The 16,725-nt window shown below is 66.3% G+C and carries 21 protein-coding genes; 8 read left to right on the plus strand and 13 right to left on the minus strand.

Annotated elements, in window-relative coordinates:
• The first annotated feature begins 2 nt into the window (after positions 1–2).
• Both DDZ14_RS03825 and DDZ14_RS03830 read left to right on the plus strand, forming a co-directional pair.
• Positions 3–1,385, plus strand: coding sequence for an aldehyde dehydrogenase family protein (locus tag DDZ14_RS03825; protein WP_109423611.1), 1,383 nt, complete (start codon positions 3–5; stop codon positions 1,383–1,385).
• Between the two features lie 3 nt (positions 1,386–1,388).
• Entirely contained in the window at positions 1,389–2,534 is a 1,146-nt protein-coding gene (locus DDZ14_RS03830) for an iron-containing alcohol dehydrogenase (RefSeq protein WP_109423612.1), read from the plus strand.
• Positions 2,535–2,679: 145 nt separating this feature from the next.
• On the opposite strand, the gene DDZ14_RS03835 is transcribed toward DDZ14_RS03830, so the two are convergent.
• From DDZ14_RS03835 to DDZ14_RS03845, 3 genes are all read right to left on the minus strand, one after another.
• The gene (locus tag DDZ14_RS03835; RefSeq protein ID WP_109423613.1) at positions 2,680–2,907 is read right to left on the minus strand and encodes a hypothetical protein; all 228 of its coding nucleotides are present in this window, start codon (positions 2,905–2,907) and stop codon (positions 2,680–2,682) included.
• A gap of 14 nt (positions 2,908–2,921) precedes the next feature.
• Positions 2,922–4,355, minus strand: coding sequence for an ammonium transporter (locus DDZ14_RS03840; RefSeq protein WP_109423614.1), 1,434 nt, complete (start codon positions 4,353–4,355; stop codon positions 2,922–2,924).
• A gap of 263 nt (positions 4,356–4,618) precedes the next feature.
• Positions 4,619–5,422 carry a type II secretion system F family protein gene (locus tag DDZ14_RS03845; RefSeq protein ID WP_233252467.1) on the minus strand — a complete coding sequence of 268 codons (804 nt, stop codon included), beginning with the start codon at positions 5,420–5,422 and terminating at the stop codon, positions 4,619–4,621.
• Positions 5,423–5,445: 23 nt separating this feature from the next.
• On the opposite strand from DDZ14_RS03845, the gene DDZ14_RS19320 reads away from it, so the two are divergent.
• Positions 5,446–5,748 (plus strand): hypothetical protein, encoded by a 303-nt coding sequence (locus DDZ14_RS19320; protein ID WP_233252468.1) that lies wholly within the window; start codon positions 5,446–5,448, stop codon positions 5,746–5,748.
• A gap of 6 nt (positions 5,749–5,754) precedes the next feature.
• On the opposite strand, the gene DDZ14_RS03850 is transcribed toward DDZ14_RS19320, so the two are convergent.
• The 8 genes from DDZ14_RS03850 to DDZ14_RS03885 all read right to left on the minus strand — a co-directional run bounded on the left by DDZ14_RS03850 (position 5,755) and on the right by DDZ14_RS03885 (position 12,557).
• Complete coding sequence (locus DDZ14_RS03850; RefSeq protein WP_109423616.1) at positions 5,755–6,522, minus strand: hypothetical protein; 768 nt, start codon at positions 6,520–6,522, stop codon at positions 5,755–5,757.
• A complete protein-coding gene (gspM, locus tag DDZ14_RS03855) occupies positions 6,519–6,980 on the minus strand; it encodes a type II secretion system protein GspM (RefSeq protein WP_109423617.1) in 462 nt (153 codons plus the stop codon). The genes DDZ14_RS03850 and gspM overlap by 4 nt, the downstream gene beginning before the upstream one ends.
• 167 nt (positions 6,981–7,147) lie before the next feature.
• Positions 7,148–8,026: a haloalkane dehalogenase gene (locus DDZ14_RS03860; protein ID WP_109423618.1), complete on the minus strand. Its 879-nt coding sequence runs from the start codon at positions 8,024–8,026 to the stop codon at positions 7,148–7,150.
• A 94-nt stretch (positions 8,027–8,120) separates the two neighbouring features.
• Positions 8,121–8,657, minus strand: a complete 537-nt coding sequence (locus DDZ14_RS03865) for an isochorismatase family protein (protein WP_109423619.1) — start codon at positions 8,655–8,657, stop codon at positions 8,121–8,123.
• Positions 8,658–8,710: 53 nt separating this feature from the next.
• Positions 8,711–8,956 (minus strand): MoaD/ThiS family protein, encoded by a 246-nt coding sequence (locus DDZ14_RS03870; RefSeq protein WP_109423620.1) that lies wholly within the window; start codon positions 8,954–8,956, stop codon positions 8,711–8,713.
• Positions 8,957–8,959: 3 nt separating this feature from the next.
• Positions 8,960–11,218 (minus strand): xanthine dehydrogenase family protein molybdopterin-binding subunit, encoded by a 2,259-nt coding sequence (locus tag DDZ14_RS03875; RefSeq protein ID WP_109423621.1) that lies wholly within the window; start codon positions 11,216–11,218, stop codon positions 8,960–8,962.
• Positions 11,218–11,697: a (2Fe-2S)-binding protein gene (locus DDZ14_RS03880; protein WP_109423622.1), complete on the minus strand. Its 480-nt coding sequence runs from the start codon at positions 11,695–11,697 to the stop codon at positions 11,218–11,220. Before DDZ14_RS03880 ends, DDZ14_RS03875 begins: the two co-directional genes overlap by 1 nt.
• Entirely contained in the window at positions 11,694–12,557 is an 864-nt protein-coding gene (locus DDZ14_RS03885; RefSeq protein ID WP_109423701.1) for a xanthine dehydrogenase family protein subunit M, read from the minus strand. Before DDZ14_RS03885 ends, DDZ14_RS03880 begins: the two co-directional genes overlap by 4 nt.
• Positions 12,558–12,845: 288 nt before the next feature.
• On the opposite strand from DDZ14_RS03885, the gene DDZ14_RS03890 reads away from it, so the two are divergent.
• Positions 12,846–13,262 (plus strand): hypothetical protein, encoded by a 417-nt coding sequence (locus DDZ14_RS03890; protein ID WP_199221278.1) that lies wholly within the window; start codon positions 12,846–12,848, stop codon positions 13,260–13,262.
• A gap of 95 nt (positions 13,263–13,357) precedes the next feature.
• Here the strand turns inward: DDZ14_RS03890 and DDZ14_RS03895 are convergent, their stop codons facing one another.
• The gene (locus tag DDZ14_RS03895; protein WP_109423623.1) at positions 13,358–13,573 is read right to left on the minus strand and encodes a hypothetical protein; all 216 of its coding nucleotides are present in this window, start codon (positions 13,571–13,573) and stop codon (positions 13,358–13,360) included.
• Positions 13,574–13,704: 131 nt separating this feature from the next.
• Between DDZ14_RS03895 and DDZ14_RS03900 the strand changes: the two genes are divergently transcribed.
• The 4 genes from DDZ14_RS03900 (at position 13,705) to DDZ14_RS03915 (ending at position 16,247) form a co-directional block, all read left to right on the plus strand.
• Positions 13,705–14,193: a hypothetical protein gene (locus DDZ14_RS03900; protein ID WP_233252469.1), complete on the plus strand. Its 489-nt coding sequence runs from the start codon at positions 13,705–13,707 to the stop codon at positions 14,191–14,193.
• Positions 14,190–15,497, plus strand: coding sequence for a relaxase/mobilization nuclease domain-containing protein (locus DDZ14_RS03905; RefSeq protein ID WP_109423625.1), 1,308 nt, complete (start codon positions 14,190–14,192; stop codon positions 15,495–15,497). Before DDZ14_RS03900 ends, DDZ14_RS03905 begins: the two co-directional genes overlap by 4 nt.
• A gap of 19 nt (positions 15,498–15,516) precedes the next feature.
• The gene (locus DDZ14_RS03910; RefSeq protein WP_109423626.1) at positions 15,517–15,801 is read left to right on the plus strand and encodes a hypothetical protein; all 285 of its coding nucleotides are present in this window, start codon (positions 15,517–15,519) and stop codon (positions 15,799–15,801) included.
• A 242-nt stretch (positions 15,802–16,043) separates the two neighbouring features.
• Positions 16,044–16,247 carry a hypothetical protein gene (locus DDZ14_RS03915; RefSeq protein ID WP_109423627.1) on the plus strand — a complete coding sequence of 68 codons (204 nt, stop codon included), beginning with the start codon at positions 16,044–16,046 and terminating at the stop codon, positions 16,245–16,247.
• Positions 16,248–16,265: 18 nt separating this feature from the next.
• Here the strand turns inward: DDZ14_RS03915 and DDZ14_RS03920 are convergent, their stop codons facing one another.
• The gene (locus DDZ14_RS03920) at positions 16,266–16,688 is read right to left on the minus strand and encodes a hypothetical protein (RefSeq protein WP_109423628.1); all 423 of its coding nucleotides are present in this window, start codon (positions 16,686–16,688) and stop codon (positions 16,266–16,268) included.
• Positions 16,689–16,725 lie beyond the last annotated feature (37 nt).

The following is a 16,725-nucleotide window of genomic DNA, read 5'->3' on the forward strand; positions in this document are numbered from 1 at the left end:
CCATGACCGCATCCATCCGCTGCATCTCCCCAATCGACGGCTCGGTCTATGCCGAGCGCCCGGTGCACTCGGACGCCGAGGGCGGGACCGCCGCCGCCCGTGCCCGCGCCGCGCAGGCGGGCTGGGCCGCACGCCCGCTGGATGAACGGGTGGCACTGGTACGCGCAGGGGTGGCGCGCGTGGGCGCGATGAATGACGAGATCGTGCCGGAACTGGCCTGGCAGATGGGCCGCCCGGTGCGCTATGGCGGCGAGTTCGGCGGCTTCGAGGAACGCGCGCTGCACATGGCCGATATCGCCGCCGACGCGCTGGCCCCGATCCGGATCGCCGACGATGCACGGTTCCGCCGCTATATCCGCCGCGTGCCGCAAGGCGTCGTGCTGGTCGTGGCGCCCTGGAACTACCCGTACATGACGGCGATCAACACCGTGGCGCCGGCTTTGATCGCCGGGAATGCGGTGGTGCTGAAACATGCCAGCCAGACGCCCTTGGTGGGCGAGCGGATGGCCGCGGCCTTCCACGCGGTGGGCGTACCCGAGGACGTGTTCCAGAACGTCTTTCTGAGCCACGACACCACATCCGCCCTGATCGGTGCGGGCGCCTTCGATTTCGTCAACTTCACCGGCTCGGTCGCGGGCGGCCAGGCAATCGAGCGCGCGGCGGCGGGCAGTTTCACCGGGCTGGGGCTGGAACTGGGCGGCAAGGATCCGGGCTATGTCATGGACGACGCGGATGTGGAAGCCGCGGCCGAGACGCTGATCGACGGGGCGATGTTCAATTCCGGGCAATGCTGCTGCGGGATCGAGCGCATCTACGTGGCCGAACCGCTCTACGACGCCTTTCTCGACAAGGCCGTCTCCATCGTCGAGGGCTACCGGCTGGGCAACCCGCTGGAGCAGGAAACCACACTGGGCCCGATGGCGCAGGCGCGCTTCGCCGATCTTGTGCGCGCCCAGACTGCCGAGGCGCTGGCCGCGGGCGCACGGGCGCTGATCGACCCGAAACGCTTCCCGCAGGAAGATGGAGGCGCCTACCTGATGCCGCAGATCCTCGTGGATGTGGACCATTCCATGCGGGTGATGCGCGAGGAAAGTTTCGGCCCGGTCGTGGGCATCATGAAGGTGCGCGACGACGACGAGGCCGTGGCGCTGATGAACGACAGCGATTTCGGACTGACCGCCGCGCTCTGGACCCGCGACATCGACCGGGCGGAACGTGTCGGCGACCGAATCGAGACCGGCACCGTCTTCATGAACCGCGCCGATTACCTGGACCCGGCGCTGTGCTGGACCGGCTGCAAGCAGACCGGGCGCGGCGGCGGGCTTTCGGTGATCGGCTATCACAACCTCACCCGTCCCAAATCCTACCATCTCAAGAAGGCCTGAGCCATGACACCCACCGCAAACTGGTCTTATCCCACCGCGATCCGCTTCGGCGCGGGACGCATCAAGGAACTGGCGGACTGTTGCGCCGCCTGCGGCATCACCCGGCCGCTTCTGGTGACGGACCGGGGCCTGGCGGGGCTGCCGATCACCGCCGCAACGCTCGACCTTCTGGAAGCGGCGGGGCTGGGCCGCGCCGTCTTCGCCGATGTGGACCCCAACCCGACCGAGGTGAACATGGCCGCGGGCGTCAAGGCTTACCGCGCGGGCGGCCATGACGGCGTTGTGGCCTTCGGCGGCGGCTCGGGGCTCGACCTGGGCAAGCTGGTGGCCTTCATGGCCGGGCAGACGCGGCCGGTCTGGGATTTCGAGGATATCGGCGACTGGTGGACGCGCGCCGATGCTGACGCCATTGCCCCGATCATCGCGGTGCCCACCACCGCCGGGACCGGTTCAGAGGTTGGGCGCGCCAGCGTCGTGACCAATTCCGAGACCCATGTGAAGAAGATCATCTTCCATCCCCGGATCCTGCCTTCCATCGTGATCTGCGATCCGGAACTGACGGTCGGCATGCCGCCCGCGATCACCGCGGGCACCGGCATGGACGCCTTCGCCCATTGTCTGGAGGCTTTCTGTTCGCCGCATTACCACCCGATGAGTCAGGGCATCGCGCTGGAAGGTCTGCGGCTGGTGAAGGAGAACCTGCCGCGCGCCTATGTCGACGGCACCGATCTGGAGGCCCGCGCCCACATGATGTCGGCCGCCGCGATGGGCGCCACCGCCTTCCAGAAGGGGCTGGGCGCGATCCACGCGCTGAGCCATCCGATCGGCGCGGTCCACAACACCCATCACGGCACCACCAACGCGGTGGTGATGCAGGCGGTGCTGCGCTTCAACCGCGAGGTGGTGACCGACCGGCTGGCCACCGCCGCGGCCTATCTGGGCATCGCGGGCGGCTTCGACGGGTTCTACGATTTCGTGGGCTGGCTCAACGACAGCATGGGCATTCCCAGGACGCTGACCGCGCTGGGTGTGGAGGATCCAGATCTCGACCGGCTGGTGGCCGAGGCGCTCAAGGATCCATCGGTGGGCGGCAACCCGCGCGAGATGACGGCCGAGAACACGCGGGCGCTTTTCGAGGCATGCCTCTGACGGGGCGCACCTCTTGCGGACAGGCCGCGCCGGAAACAGGATCGACGGAACCCGACACCGCGCGGCACCCTTGCGCATAACACCAGATGCCGAAGTAAAACGCCGGCCCGAAGGCCGGCGTTCCTGTTTTGAAGAGGATGGGGCGCTATTCCGCCTCCTCCGCAAAGACCCGCTGCAATCGCTCCGGGCTCCGTGCGGCCGACTCGTCGGCCTCCATCTCCTTCCCCTCGATGCGCATTTGCAGGACATGAAAGCCCAACCAGAAGATCAGGCCCAACAGGAAGAGCGTGAACTCCGTGCCCACCATCGGATAGATCGGGCCAAGCTGCGAAAGGTCGGCACCCGACCAGGTTTCCACAATTGTCGTCGACATGGGTCAAACCCTCCTTATGTCAGTAGGCCAAGGCGCTTGGCCTCGGCAATATCGGCTTCGGAAACCTGGATCGCATCGCGCTCATCGGCCATGTCCTCGCTCATGTCGAGGCCCACGAGTTCCACTGCCAGCGGCACCCTGAGCATCCCCATACTCTTGAGGATGTTGGAGACGACGAAGGCGGGCAGGAAGCCCAGAACGCCGAACATGATGATCGCGCCCATCAACTGGCCCCAGGGGGTGATGAACGCGGTTTCGGCGTGATATCCAGCCGTGGCCGGATGCCCCCAAAGCACGAAGCCCGCGATCACCAGACCGATGAAGCCCGCATAGCCGTGCACGGCTATCGCCCCCACCGGATCGTCGATCTTGAACCTGCGCTCCACCCAGAAATGCAGCTTGTAGGCGCAGACCGCCCCGATCCCGCCAATGAGCATGGCCTGAATCGGATGGTAAAGGTCGTTGCCGGCCGACGCGGCAATGATCCCCGCGAGACCGCAGGAGTAGGTCCAGAACGCTTCGCCCTTCGAGACCACATAACCCGCGATCAGACCGCCCGACAGCGACATCAGGAAATTGAACACGATGGCGGAAAGCGTGGTTGGCGTGAGGTAGATCGTCGTGGCGGTGAATGTGCCCTCGGCCGCGCCGATGGCGTCGGAGCCGATGATCGGCACGTTGCACGCCACGTAGAAGCCCCAGAATCCGGTATAGATCAGGAAGAGCCCGATCGTGACCAGCCACTTGTTGTGCGGGTTGATGTTGCGCGGTGTCCCGTCGGGGGCGAACTTACCGATCCGTGCGCCCAGCGGCACGATCACACCGAGGGCAAACCCGCCGGCAATCGCGTGGATCACGCCCGAGGCATAGGCGTCGTGATAGCCCAGTTGCGTGACCATCCAGCCGTCCGGGTGCCAGCCCCAGGCCGCGTCGATGATCCAGGTGAAGGAGCCGATGACGACCGCAAGGATCCAGAAGGCCGAGGGACGGATGCGTTCGATGGTTGCGCCCGAGACGATGGAGGCCGCCGTCCAGGAGAACAGCAGGAACGCCGCCCAGAACACGCCGTTCAGCCGCGCCCAGAAGCTGTTGCCGAGTTCGACGCCATAACCCATCGTTGGGCCGGTGTCGTTGACGCCGGGACCGCCCAGATGGGTGCCCATCAACTCGCCCCAGGGTACGGCGTTGTCACTCTGGGTGATGCCGCCGGTGATTCCGGGGCCATTGGGGAAGGCGAAGTAGATCCACCAGCCGAAGAAGAAGAAGGTCACGGTGACCAGCGGAATGAGCATGGTGTTCTTCATCAGGGTGTGCATGTGGTTCTTGTGGCGGGTGGCCCCCACCTCGTACATGCAGAAGCCGACATGGATCAGGAACATTAGCGGGACGGTTACCCAGTAATAGAACTCGGTGAAGATCACTGTCAGCGCACCGATATCGGTATCCATTCAGTTGTCCTCCTGTTGGACTTTGTACCCGTTTTTCAGGGATTTATGCAGTGCAGCCCCAAAATTGGAACTATTTTGATTCAGAAGTGAGGCCGACCCTACACCAAAACTGTTCCAAAATCACGCGTTTTCGGGAAATCTTCTGATCCAAACTGGACCGCATTTTCTTGAGATGAAACAAATCGGCAATGTATGAAACAAATCGGCTATCCCGCACACGCGCTGCGCGGTTGCGGCAGGCGCGGCTCCACCCTCGCGCGTGTTCAGCCTTCGGAGACGACGGCCTGCAAATCGAAGATTGGCAGGAGGATTGCCAGAACGATGACCAGCACCATGCCGCCCACCACCATCATCAGCAGCGGGTCCAGCAGGGCCGCGACGCGCTTGCGTTCATTGGTCAGCCAGGTCTCCACCAGCACCGCGGCGCGTTCCGTCATCCGGCCCAGCCGCGCCGATTTCTCGCCCGCGTCGATCAGTTGCCGGCAGACCGGCGGGATCAGGCTCATGCGCGCGAGCCCCTGGCTGAGGCTCTCGCCGGAGCGCACGGCCTCGGCCAGCGCCTCGGCCTCGAAGCCGCCGACCAGCAGGACCCAATTGGCCTGGATCCAGTCGCTGATCGCCATGACCACGCGGGTCAGGTCCGGCAGCGGGCGGCCCGAGACCTCGAACATCGCCACGATCTCGGGTGCGACATTGGTCATCAGCACGCCGCAGACCAGCAGCGACACCGCCGCCACAAAAGCCGGGTAGATCAGTGCCGTGGCGAGCTGCGCGCGGTCGGAGCCGACGCTTTCCAGGTAATCCGCCAGCCCCTCGAAGACCGAGGCCACGTCGCCCGAGACCTCGCCCGCGCGCACCGCGGCGGTGTAGAAGGGCGGAAAACCCGCATCCGCTATCTCCAGCGCCACCGACAGCGGCTGACCGTCGAGCAGCGCCGCCTTGGCCTGCACCGCGGCGGCCTCAATCGAAGGCGAGGTGCCGGAGCTTCGGATCGTCTCCAGCGCGGCTTCGGCGGACAGGTCGGAGGTCAGCAGAACCGCCATCTGACGGGTGAAGACCGCGCGCATGTCGGCGCTGAGCTTCTGCCGACGTGGACCTGCCGTCAGCAGTTTGCGCGCGCGCCTCGGTCGCGGGCGCTCTGGCCGACGGGCAGAGCGGCACCGCGCGCGCTGCGGCGCTTGCGGTGCGCGGCACGGCCGAACACCAGCTCGCACGCCAGGCGATGGCGCAGGGCGACTACAGCGCCTCCACCCTGGATATCCTGCGCCGCGCCGACACCGCGATGCGGGAGATGCTGGCACTCGATCCCGATCTCGACCCGCTGGGCGCGATGTCCGACCGGCGCCGGGAGATCGCCGACGAAATGGTGCTGGTGCACCGGCGCGCCGGCTGACGGGCATCAGAAGAGCGGCCAGGTCGCGCCCAGGTCGACCTCACGCCGGATCGTCCAGCCCGCATCCCCCCGTGCGGCATTTCGCGAAAGCGCGCGTTTCCACGCTTCCGGCATTGCGCCGGCATCTTTGACGGTCATCTCCAGCACCGCGCGGCGCTGCCCGAACCGGCCTTCGATCCGTCCGACGACCTCGACGAGGTCACCGGTCAGGGCAAAGGGCGCGCGCCAGCCGCCCGAGCCGCCGGAGACCAGCGATATCTCCCCCTCGCCCAGCGCGATCCCGTCAAGCTCCGCACCGAGCCAGCGGGCCTGCGCCGACGCCTCCTCCAGCGCAGGGGCGGCGTAGTCGATCCGCGCGTCGAACGTCTCGATACGGATCAACCCGCCCGCGCGCATCCCCTCGGCGACCGGGGGCAGGTCGGTGAGCGCGATCTCCCCCCGACCCGCATCCAGATGCGCCACGCCCCAGGCCGGCGGCAGGCGCAGATCGGCGGCCGCCTCCATCCCGGTGGCATTCAGCGTCACATCCCAAACCGCGCCGTCCGCCCCCAACCGGGCAAAACGCCAGCCCAGCGCGGCGGGAACCGGCAGACCCGGCAAGGCCACCGCATCCGCCTGCCCGCGGCCCAGTTGCGCGGGATCGTCGATCGGCGCGGTCCAGTCCGGCACGGCCTCGGGAGCGAAGCGGCGAAGATGGCCCATGCGCAACTCCGTCGCCAGAACAGCCGATAGCCCCAGCCCGATGCCCAGCATAAGAAGCAGCACGCGGATCATCGGGCCGGCACCAAAGTCAGATCGGCCTCAACCAGATCCTCCTGCTCGCCGCGAACCAGGCTGAAAGCGGCCAGCCGGTAGCCCCAATCCGGCGCGACGCGCGACAGCCAGTCGGCAAGCACGGTGAAGCGCACCGCCTCAAACCGCAGGCTGATGCCGCCATCGGCGCTGTTGGCAAGTTCGGCCACGTCGTTGCGCAATCCTGCCTCCACCAGGGACTTTTCAACCCCGCTCACCCCGATCGGCGCGGCCGCGGCGGAAGGGCCCGTCCCCGCGGCCTCGCGCGCCTGTTCCTCGGTCAGGAAGATCGTCGCCTGTTCGGCCACCCAGCGTTCCAGCGCCGTGGCCTCAGCAGCCATGCGCCGCGCATCGACCCGCGCCTCGGCCAGCGGCTGCACGAGGCCGAAGACCGCACCCGCGGGCAGCGCGACCAGCGCCAGGCCCGATCCGCGCGCCATCTCAGGCCCGCCGCCGATATGCGGATCCGTTGACCATGTTTTCCGCTGTCCAGTCCATTCCGGGGCGCAGCCGCCAACCCAAGTTTCGTCAGATCGTCAGATCGAATAGGCAATCTATGCAACGCGCCCGCCCCGGTTTCAAGCAACGGCGCGAACCGTCGTGACCGTTACCGGCCGGCCAGGAACTCCGCCACAGCTGCGCCAATGGCCTCTGGCGCGTCCTCCTGGATGAAATGCAGCCCCGGCACGGCGACCTCGGTGACATTCGGCCAGCCGCGCACCATCTCGCGCATTCGCCCGGTCAGGATCATACCCGGATCGGCGTTGATGAAGAGCTTGGGTGCGTCCCAGTCGGCCATGAAGGCGGCATTGGCCTCGACTTCCGCGACCACCTCAGCCGGTTCGCCGGCCAGCGGCAACTCGCGCGGCCAGACCAGGGTGGGGCGGCGCGAGGCTCCCGGTTTCAGATAGGGTGCCCGGTAGCGCGCCATCTCCAGGTCGCTCAGATCGCGCAGGATGCTGGCGGGCAGCACGTTCTCCACGAAAATATTCTTCTCCAGCACCAGGCTCTCGCCCGCGCTGCTGCGGAAGCCCCGGAATATCTCATGCGCGCTTTCGGGGAAGTCCGACCAGTCCATGGGGGCGACGATCGTCTCCATCAGCGCCAGCGCCGGCACCTCGCCCGGATGCAGCCGCGCGCGCCGCATCGCCAGCGCGCCGCCCCAGTCGTGCCCGACCAGTACCGACGGCCCCATATCCATCGCCTCGAACCAGCGGTCGAGCCATCCGGCATGGCTGAGGAAACGATAGTCACTCTGCGGATCGGGGCCGCTATCGCCCATACCCATCAGGTCGGGCGCGAGGCAGCGATAGCCCGCCGCCGCCACCGCCGGCATCACGTTGCGCCACAAGTAGGAGGAGGTCGGATTGCCATGCAGGAACACCACCGGCGGGCCCTCGCCTGTCTCGGCATGGGTCATGAACGTGTCGCCCAGCGCGGTCCGGTGGCGTGCATGCGGGTCCTGGGGGTCGGGCGTTTCGGTCATGTCTGCCTCCGGTCTCCGGTTGCGCTGCCGTCAGCCTGCGAGCGCGCGGCGGGCGCTGTCAAACGGCTTTGCCCGGCCATCGCGCAAATCGGCGTTACTTGACCAGCCGGAGCGCCTCGCGGAAGGCCGGATGGCGGGCGTCGTGCAACCATTCGAAGACCGCCATTTCCGTTGTCACCAGATCGGCGCCATGCGCAGCCATCCGCGCCAGCGCAGCGTCCCGGTTCACGGGGCTGCGCGCGCCCACCGCATCGGCCACCACATGCACCTCACGGCCTGCCGCGATCAGCCCCAGCACAGTCTGCATCACGCAGACATGCGCCTCGCAGCCGGCCACGACCACCGATTTCGCGGGCATCGCCTCCAGCAGATCGCTGCCGGCGCAGGCGTCGAAGACCGTCTTGCGCAGCACCGGCTTGCCGGCGAGAACCGCGTCCAGATCGGCGACGGTACGGCCCAACCCTTCGGGGTTCTGTTCGGTCACCAGCACCGGCAGCCCCAGCAGGTCCGCCGCACGCACCAGCCGTTCGGCATCGGCAAGGACCGAGGCGCCCTCGTGGATCTCGGGCATCAGCCGCGCCTGAAGATCGACCACCAGCAGGGCGGTGTCCGCGGCCCTCATCCGTGGCATGGCGCGCCCTCCGCTTGCGTGGGGCCGGGATGTGCCGCACGGCGCATCCGCATTCAGCCGCCCTTGAGGCGGCTGAGCAGGACCACCTCGCTGTCGGGTTCGATTGGGGTGAACCAGCTATCGTTATAAACCCGGCCGTCGATGGCCACCGACACGCCCCGGTCAAGCTGCGGACGCAGGCCGGGAAAATCGGCGGCCAGCCCGTCGAGCAGCTCGCGCAGGTTGCCGGCCTCCACCTCCACCTCGGTCCGATCCCCGGTGAAGGCGGCGAGCGAGCCCCATATGCGCACCTTGACCATCGCTCAGTTGCCCGCGGCCCCCGCTTGCAGCGCGGCCAGGACCTTGGGCGGGGACATCGGCAGGTCGGTCATCCGGATGCCCGCCGCGTCGGCCACCGAGTTCGCGATGGCCGCGAGCGGCGGGACAATCGGCGTCTCGCCCACGCCGCGCACACCGTAGGGATGGCCGGGATTGGGGATCTCCAGGATCATCGTGTCGATCATCGGCAGATCCGAGGCCACCGGCACGCGGTAGTCGAGGAAACCGGGGTTCTGCAGCACGCCGTCCTCGCCATAGATGTATTCCTCGTTCAGCGCCCAGCCGATGCCCTGCACCGCGCCGCCCTGGAACTGGCCCTCCACATAAGCCGGGTGCACCGCGCAGCCCGCGTCTTGGAAGACCGTGTAGCGCAGGATCTTCACGGCGCCGGTGTCGCGGTCGATCTCGGTGTCCACGATATGGGTGCCGAAGCTCACGCCCGCCCCTTCCGCATTGACCTCGTGATGCCCCGCGATGGGCCCGCCGGTGTTCGAGGCGATGGCGGCGATGTCGGCCAGCGTCATCGGTTCGAACTTGCCGGCATTGGGACCTGCGGGCTTGGCCGCGCCGTCCTCCCAGATCACTGCCTCGGGGTCGATGCCCCAGACCATGGCGGCGCGCTCGCACATCACGCGCTTGGCAGCGCGGGCGGCCTCGATTGTGGCCAGCCCAACGGCGAAGGTCACACGGCTGCCATCTGTCACCTCGTTCTGGCCCAGCGAGGCGGTATCGGCGATCACCGTGCGCACTTGCTCATAGGGGATGCCCAGCTCCTCGGCGGCCATCATCGTCATCGAGGCCCGCGAGCCGCCGATATCCGGGTTGCCCTCCGACAGGCTGACCGTGCCGTCGGGGTTGACGTTGAGCGACACGCAGGTATCGCCGCCGAAATTGAACCAGAAGCCGCAGGCCACGCCGCGCCCCTGCCCCTCGCCCAGCGGAGCCGACCAGTGCGGGTGGTCCTTGGCGGCCCTCAGCGTCGCCTCCAGCCCGATCGCCGGGAAGGTCGGACCATAACTCGACCGCGTGCCTTCGCGCGCGGCGTTCTTCAGACGCACATCCAGCGGGTCGAGCCCGAAGCCCCGTGCGAGTTCATCCACCACGCTTTCCACCGCGAAGGCCGCCATCGGCGCGCCGGGCGCGCGATAGGCTGCCTGCTTGGGCCGGTTCGTGACCACGTCCCAGCCGACGGTGCGCACATTCTTCAGATCGTAGGGCGCGAAGGCCGACATCGTGCCCATCTCGACCGGCGAGCCGGGATAGGCGCCACCCTGATAGCGCAGTTCCGCCGCGGCGCCGGTGATGCGCCCGTCCTTCGTCATGCCGATCTTGACGTCGATGGAGGTTGACGCGGTGGGGCCGGAGGCGCGCAGAACTTCCTCGCGGCTCATCACCATCTTGACCGGACGGCCCGCCTTGCGCGCCAGCGCCAGCGCCACGGGTTCCAGGAATACCGTGGTCTTGCCGCCGAAGCCGCCGCCGATTTCAGAGGCAGTGACGCGCAACTGCCCTGCCTCGATACCCAGGATCGCCGCGCAGGTGCCGCGCACCATGTAATGGCCCTGCGTGCAGCACCACAGATCGGCCTGGCCGTCGGCGCCCATCGTGGCCAGGCAGGCATGGGGCTCGATATAGCCCTGATGCGTCGCCGCTGTGCGGAAGCTGCGCTCCACCACGCGGTCGGCCTCGGCGAAGCCGGTCTCGGGATCGCCATGCCCGTACTGCACGCGGCTGATAACATTTCCGGGCGTACCCTCCGGCACGCTCTCGTCGGCGCGGCCGGGATGCAGGACCGGCGCGTCGGGGCGCATCGCCGCATCGACATCCGTCACATGCGGAAGGATCTCGTATGTCACCTCGATCAGCTTGAGCGCCTTGCGCGCCACGGCGGCGCTCGACGCTGCCACCGCCGCGACCGCGTGACCGTCATAGAATGCGGTCCGCCCAGCCATGCAATTGTCGAGGATATCGGCCACCGCCTCGGGCACCTCGGCGGGAAAATCCGCGCGGGTCACGATCGCCTTGACGCCCTGCAGCGCCTCGGCACGGCTGGTGTCGATGGAAACGATCCGTGCATGGGCATGGGGGCTGCGCAGCACACGGCCCACCAGCATGCCCGGCGCGCTCATATCGGCGCCGAAGCGGGCGCGGCCCGTGACCTTGTCGATCCCATCGGGACGCAGCGGCCGGGTGCCGACCAGCTTGAAGCTGCGCGCCGTCTCGGGGTTCTTGTCGAGTGCCATCAGGACGCCTCCCTCATCTCCGCGGCCGCATCCATCACGGCGCGGATGACCTTGTCATAGCCGGTGCAGCGGCAGAGATTGCCCGCCAGCCAGTAACGGGTCTCCTCCTCGCTCGGGTCCGGGTTCTTCTCCAGAAGCGCCTTGGCGGCAACCAGGATGCCGGGCGTACAGATGCCGCATTGCAGCGCCGCATGTTCCAGGAACTTGCGCTGCAAGGGGTGCAGCACCTCGCCCGCGGCCATGCCCTCGATGGTGGCGATCTCGCGGCCCTCGGCCTCGGCGCCCAGCATCAGGCAGGAACAGACTAGCCGACCGTCCACGGTGACCGAGCAGGCGCCGCAATCGCCGGTGCCGCAGCCTTCCTTCGAGCCGGTCATCCCCAGCCGGTCGCGCAGCACGTCGAGCAGCGTCTCCTCCGGTGCGCAGAGATACTCCACCGAATCGCCGTTGATCGTCGTTGTCACATGGATATTGCTCATGCTTCACCTCTTGCCCGGTCACGGGCGATGATCGCGGCGCGGCGCGCCAGCACGCCGGCCACGTGTTTGCGGAACGCGACCGTGCCGCGCTTGTCGTCGATCGGGCTGGCGGCCTGCGAGCACGCGGCCGCCAGGCGCTCCAGCGCGGCGTCGTCGAGCGCGCTGCCCGCCAGTGCCGCCGCTGCATCCTCCACCAGTATCACCTTCGGCCCCACGGCGCCCAACGCCACGCGCGCCTGCGTGCAGGTGCCGTCCGCGTCCAGTTCCAGGTTCACGCCGCAGCCGACAACGGCGATGTCCATCTCGGTGCGCGGAATGAAGCGCAGATAGGCATCCGACGCACGTTCCGGCCGCGCGGGCAGAAAGATCGAGGTGACGAACTCGCCACGGCCGAGCGAGGTCTTGCCCGGATCGGTCGGCACATCCTGCACCGCCACATCCCGCGTGCCGTCCGGCCCCGCGACCCGCGCCACCGCACCGGCCGCGACCATCGCGGGCACGCTGTCGGCGGCGGGCGATGCGTTGCAGAGATTGCCCGCCAGCGTAGCGCGGCCCTGAACCTGGGTGGAGCCGATCAACTCCAGCGCCTCGACCACGCCGGGCCAGGCGGCGCACACGCCCTCATGCTCGCCCAGTTCCGCACCGCAGACCGCCGCACCGATGCGCCAGCCGCCCTCTTCGGCACTGATTTCGTGCATCCCGGCGATGCGTTTGATATCGACGATCACCTCGGGTTCGGACATTCCGGCGCGCATCCGCACCAGAAGGTCCGTGCCGCCTGCCAGCACATGGCAGCCGGCGGGCGTCGCCGACAGGATTGAAACGGCGCTCTCCACCGTTTGCGGGGCCTCGTATCTCATAAGCGGATCACCTGTGTTGGGCCGGTGCGCCGCGCGCATGGGCCACAGATTCGTGTGCGCCGATTGTTCCGCAAGTCGGCGCCGGGGTAAACCACTCCCGCGCGGGATCGCATGCACCGGACCGGGCCGAGGCGAACGGGAGCCTCCGTGACACTATTATCACATCATCTGGCCTTCGGCGCGGAACGCACGGCCCCGCCTTACACGCCGCACCGGGCAGTCACTCCCCCGACAACATTAATGTGGGTTGCTAGCCCGAAATTGAAAAGACGGAAAATGCAGAGAGTTATGGCTGCCGCGCTGTCGGCAAGCCTGATTGTCACCGGATGTGCCAAGAAGAGTGAAAACATCATCGCAAGCTATGTTTCGCCGATGGAGTATGAAGACCATTCATGCGACCAGCTTGCCGCCGAGGCACGCCGGATTTTCGCCCGAACCAACCGGATGATGGGTGTCCAGGACAAGAAGGCCAGGAATGACAAAACGGCAATGGGTGTTGGCCTGGTGCTGTTCTGGCCTGCGCTGTTCTTCCTGAAAGGCGACGCCGAAACCGCATCGGAAGTGGCGCGCCTGAAGGGGCAGATGGAAGCGCTGGAACAGGCGAGCATCCGCAAGACTTGCGGCATCGTCTTCAAGACGCCGGAGCCCGCGCAGCCCCCCGCCAAAACGTCGCCGGACAGCCGCACGGGCCCCACGAAGATCTGATCGAAGGACGGGCGCGCCGGTTCGCGGCGTGCCCGTATCGCGCCCTGGTCCCGACCGGGCGGGGCTTCCGGCGCCAGGGCTGTACCGCCCGCCGATCAGAGCCCCGATTCCGCAGAGGTCGCATGGATGCCGCGCTGATCCGCGATCATCCGGTCGATTTCAGGCGTGTTCGGTATCTGCGAGGCCCGTCCCAGGAACTTGCGAAACTGCGTCAAGAAGCGACCGCAAATGCTGCCGGGTAGCAGGAGCAATATCATATCCGAATTGACGGCAGCTTCGTTGGCACAAAAGCCGTGAATCTGGTATTTCATGTCTGTTTCAATAATTTGAAATCAGAATTTGGTGGAGCTGACGGAAGAAGAATCGAACCTTCTTTTTCAGGTTCTTGAGGAATGGGAACGTCATCTTGCGCATTTAGACCTTGACGGTCTGGAGCGCGATCATGACGAAACTTAGTTATAATTTCAATGGTTTAGCGGACGGGTTGTTTTCTGGCGAAGCAAAGCCGGTAAAACCGGCTCCGAAGCATCCAGAATCAAACAAGCCGACGCCGTTCTCCTTGCGCCTTAGCTTCGATGAGCGGGCGCGGCTGGAGCAGGATGCGTCCGGCATGGCGCTCGGGGCCTATATCCGAGACCGCCTGTTCGGCGAGGATGCTGCGCCGCGTCAGACGCGGGGGCATTTTCCGGTCAAGGATTATGCTGCGCTTGGGCGCGTTCTGGCCGCTCTCGGTCAGTCGCGCCTGTCCAGCAATCTCAACCAGCTCGCCAAGGCCGTGAACACCAGCTCGCTGCCCGTCACGCCGGAAACCGAAGCCGAACTGCGGCAGGCGTGCAAGGATGTGCCGGCGATGCGGCGCGATCTTCTGCTGGCGCTTGGCCTGCATGAAGCGGGGTCCGGCTCGAAAACGGGGCCGGAACTGAAGCCATGATCCTCAAGGCCAAAGAACGCGGCGGCGGGGCGCAACTCGCCCGTTACCTGCTCTCGATGCGGGACAATGATCATGTCGAACTGCACGAGGTCCGTGGCTTTGTCAGTGATGATCTGGCGGGCGCCTTCCGCGAGGTCGATGCCATCGCGAAGGGCACGCGCTGCGAGAATTACCTGTTCTCGGCCAGCCTCAACCCGCCTGGCGGGGAGGCGGTCACAGTCACGGATTTCGAGAACGCCGCCGATGAGGTCGAGCGCAAGCTCGGTCTCGACGGGCAGCCCCGCGCCATCGTCTTTCATGAAAAGGACGGGCGGCGGCATGCGCATGTCGTCTGGTCACGCATCGATGCCGAACGGATGCGGGCGATCAACCTGCCGCACTACAAAATGCGCCTGCGGGACGTGTCGCGCGATCTGTTCCGCGCGCATGGCTGGGAGATGCCCAAGGGGCTGCGTGATTGGCGGGAGCGCGATCCGCTCGGCTATACGCGCGAAGAATGGCAGCAAGCGCGCCGTGTCGGCCTCGATCTGAAGCAGCTCAAGGCGCTGTTTCAGGAATGCTGGAACCGCTCGGATTCCGGCACGGCCTTCGCGCAGGCGCTCAAGGAACGCGGCTTCATGCTCGCGCGCGGTGATCGGCGCGGCTTTGTCGCTGTCGATTATCGCGGCGAAGTGTATGCGGTGGCGCGGCAGGCAAGTGTGAAGACCAAAGAGGTTGCCGCGCGTCTTGGCGACTCCGAAAGCCTGCCCTCGGTCGATGAAGCGCGCACATATATTGCCGCCCGCATGTCGGAGCGGATCAAGGGCTTCATCCGGCAAGCGGAGCTGGAAGCCGGTCAGGGCCGCAAGGCGCTGGAATTCGAGCGCTGCGAAATGGTGGGCCGTCACCGCCAAGAACGGCAGGCGCTCACGGAATCGCTGGAAAAGCGCTGGATTGCAGAAACCAACGCGCGGGCGGCGCGGCTGCCGCGCGGGTTCTCGGGCATCTGGAAACGGATCACAGGAAGCTACGGCAAAATCAGGGCGCAGAACGAGCGCGAAGCGTGGCATACCCTGCTGCGGGACCGCGCGGAGCGTGACGGCCTGATCGCCAGCCAACTCGACGAGCGCCGCGCGCTACAGGAACGGATTCGCGAGCAACGGGACCGGCAACAAGCCGACCTGCTCCTGCTGCGCGAGGATGTCGCCCGCTATCAGGATATGGCCCTGCCGGAGCGCGAAACTGACAGGCGCGAGCCGGACCGCGAGGCGCGCAAACGCCAGCGTAGCCGCGACCGCGGGCGGGATTTCGGATTTGAACGGTAATTCGATAAGGAGAGTTGCGATGAACAAACCGGATTGGATCACCTATGTTCCGCGCCGCGTCTATGATGCGGCAAGACAGTTGGAGACCGCGTGCGAGCGCTGCGGCTGCCCGTCACCGATTGGCGTGGCCGAATACCGGATGGATTTCCGGCCAACGCTGGCTGGGCGCGTCCTCTGGCATCAGGTCTGGTGTTTCCTGATGGAAAGTCACAACGTCTCGGCTGATTACGACATCGCATTTGTCATCGTCGATGATCCGGCCTTCGACTGCATCTACTCGACCACGCCGGATCGGTTTAACTGATAACCCCGCGAGCAGCTCGTTCATGTTGATCAGCTTTCACTACGCGATCCCCTTCCTCCCGCGCCCGTCCATCGGCGCTTCCGGAAATCATGAATGGCAGAAAAGGCTGCGCATGCGGCAAAGGCGGTGTGCCTGCTTCACTACGTTACGCCCGAAGGTGTCCGATAGCAGCCGCTTCCTGCGCCTCCTGATCCCGAGAAGGCCCGAATTGGTCGGGCCGCGAAACGGAAAAGGAGGATCACATGATCACGCTTCTCACCATGCACGAACTGCACGGCCTGACGGCCCAGGAACTCGGCGAACTGCACCAGCTTTTTTCGATGCTGCTGATCGAAACCGAGCCCGACACACCGGACCGCCGCGATATACTGGCAAGCCTCGAAAACATCGAACGCGCCATGGGGCTGACGGCTACACCGGCACCGCGACCGCCATGCAGGCGTTAATGCGCCGGACAGTCCGTCTCAGCAAGGATCGAGCTCGCCGAGATCGCGTTCAAAGAGCGAAGGATCGGGGCTTTCCGTCATCCGGCCTGAACGCGGAAAGGTTAACCCGTTCAGAGTCGCCTGCGCACCGCAGAACGGCGCGCAGGCTTCAGGGGGCGATGCGGCCAGCCTGATTGCGCCGCTCTCCTCCCGCAATTCAAGCGCGCAGCCCTGGCTTTCGAGCAGCCAGCCGTCCGGCATCGCATGGGCCGTGCCGTCAATGCCGCAATGGAAACCGCCCTGCCAACTGATAATCCGTACGTCAAACGCGTCGTCGCCCGCAGGTTGTCCGATAAGGAAGCTGTCTCCGCCGTCTGTGCAATAGAGTCCTGCCGGATCGGCGAAGGCGGGGGCGGCAGTCAACAGGAAACCGGCCAGAACAGGCTTGGGAAAATTCATCATCGCAACTATCTCCTTTCAATCGCAACACGCAGCGGCC

The organism is Maritimibacter sp. 55A14 (genome assembly GCF_003122205.1).
Classification (GTDB): domain Bacteria; phylum Pseudomonadota; class Alphaproteobacteria; order Rhodobacterales; family Rhodobacteraceae; genus QEYE01.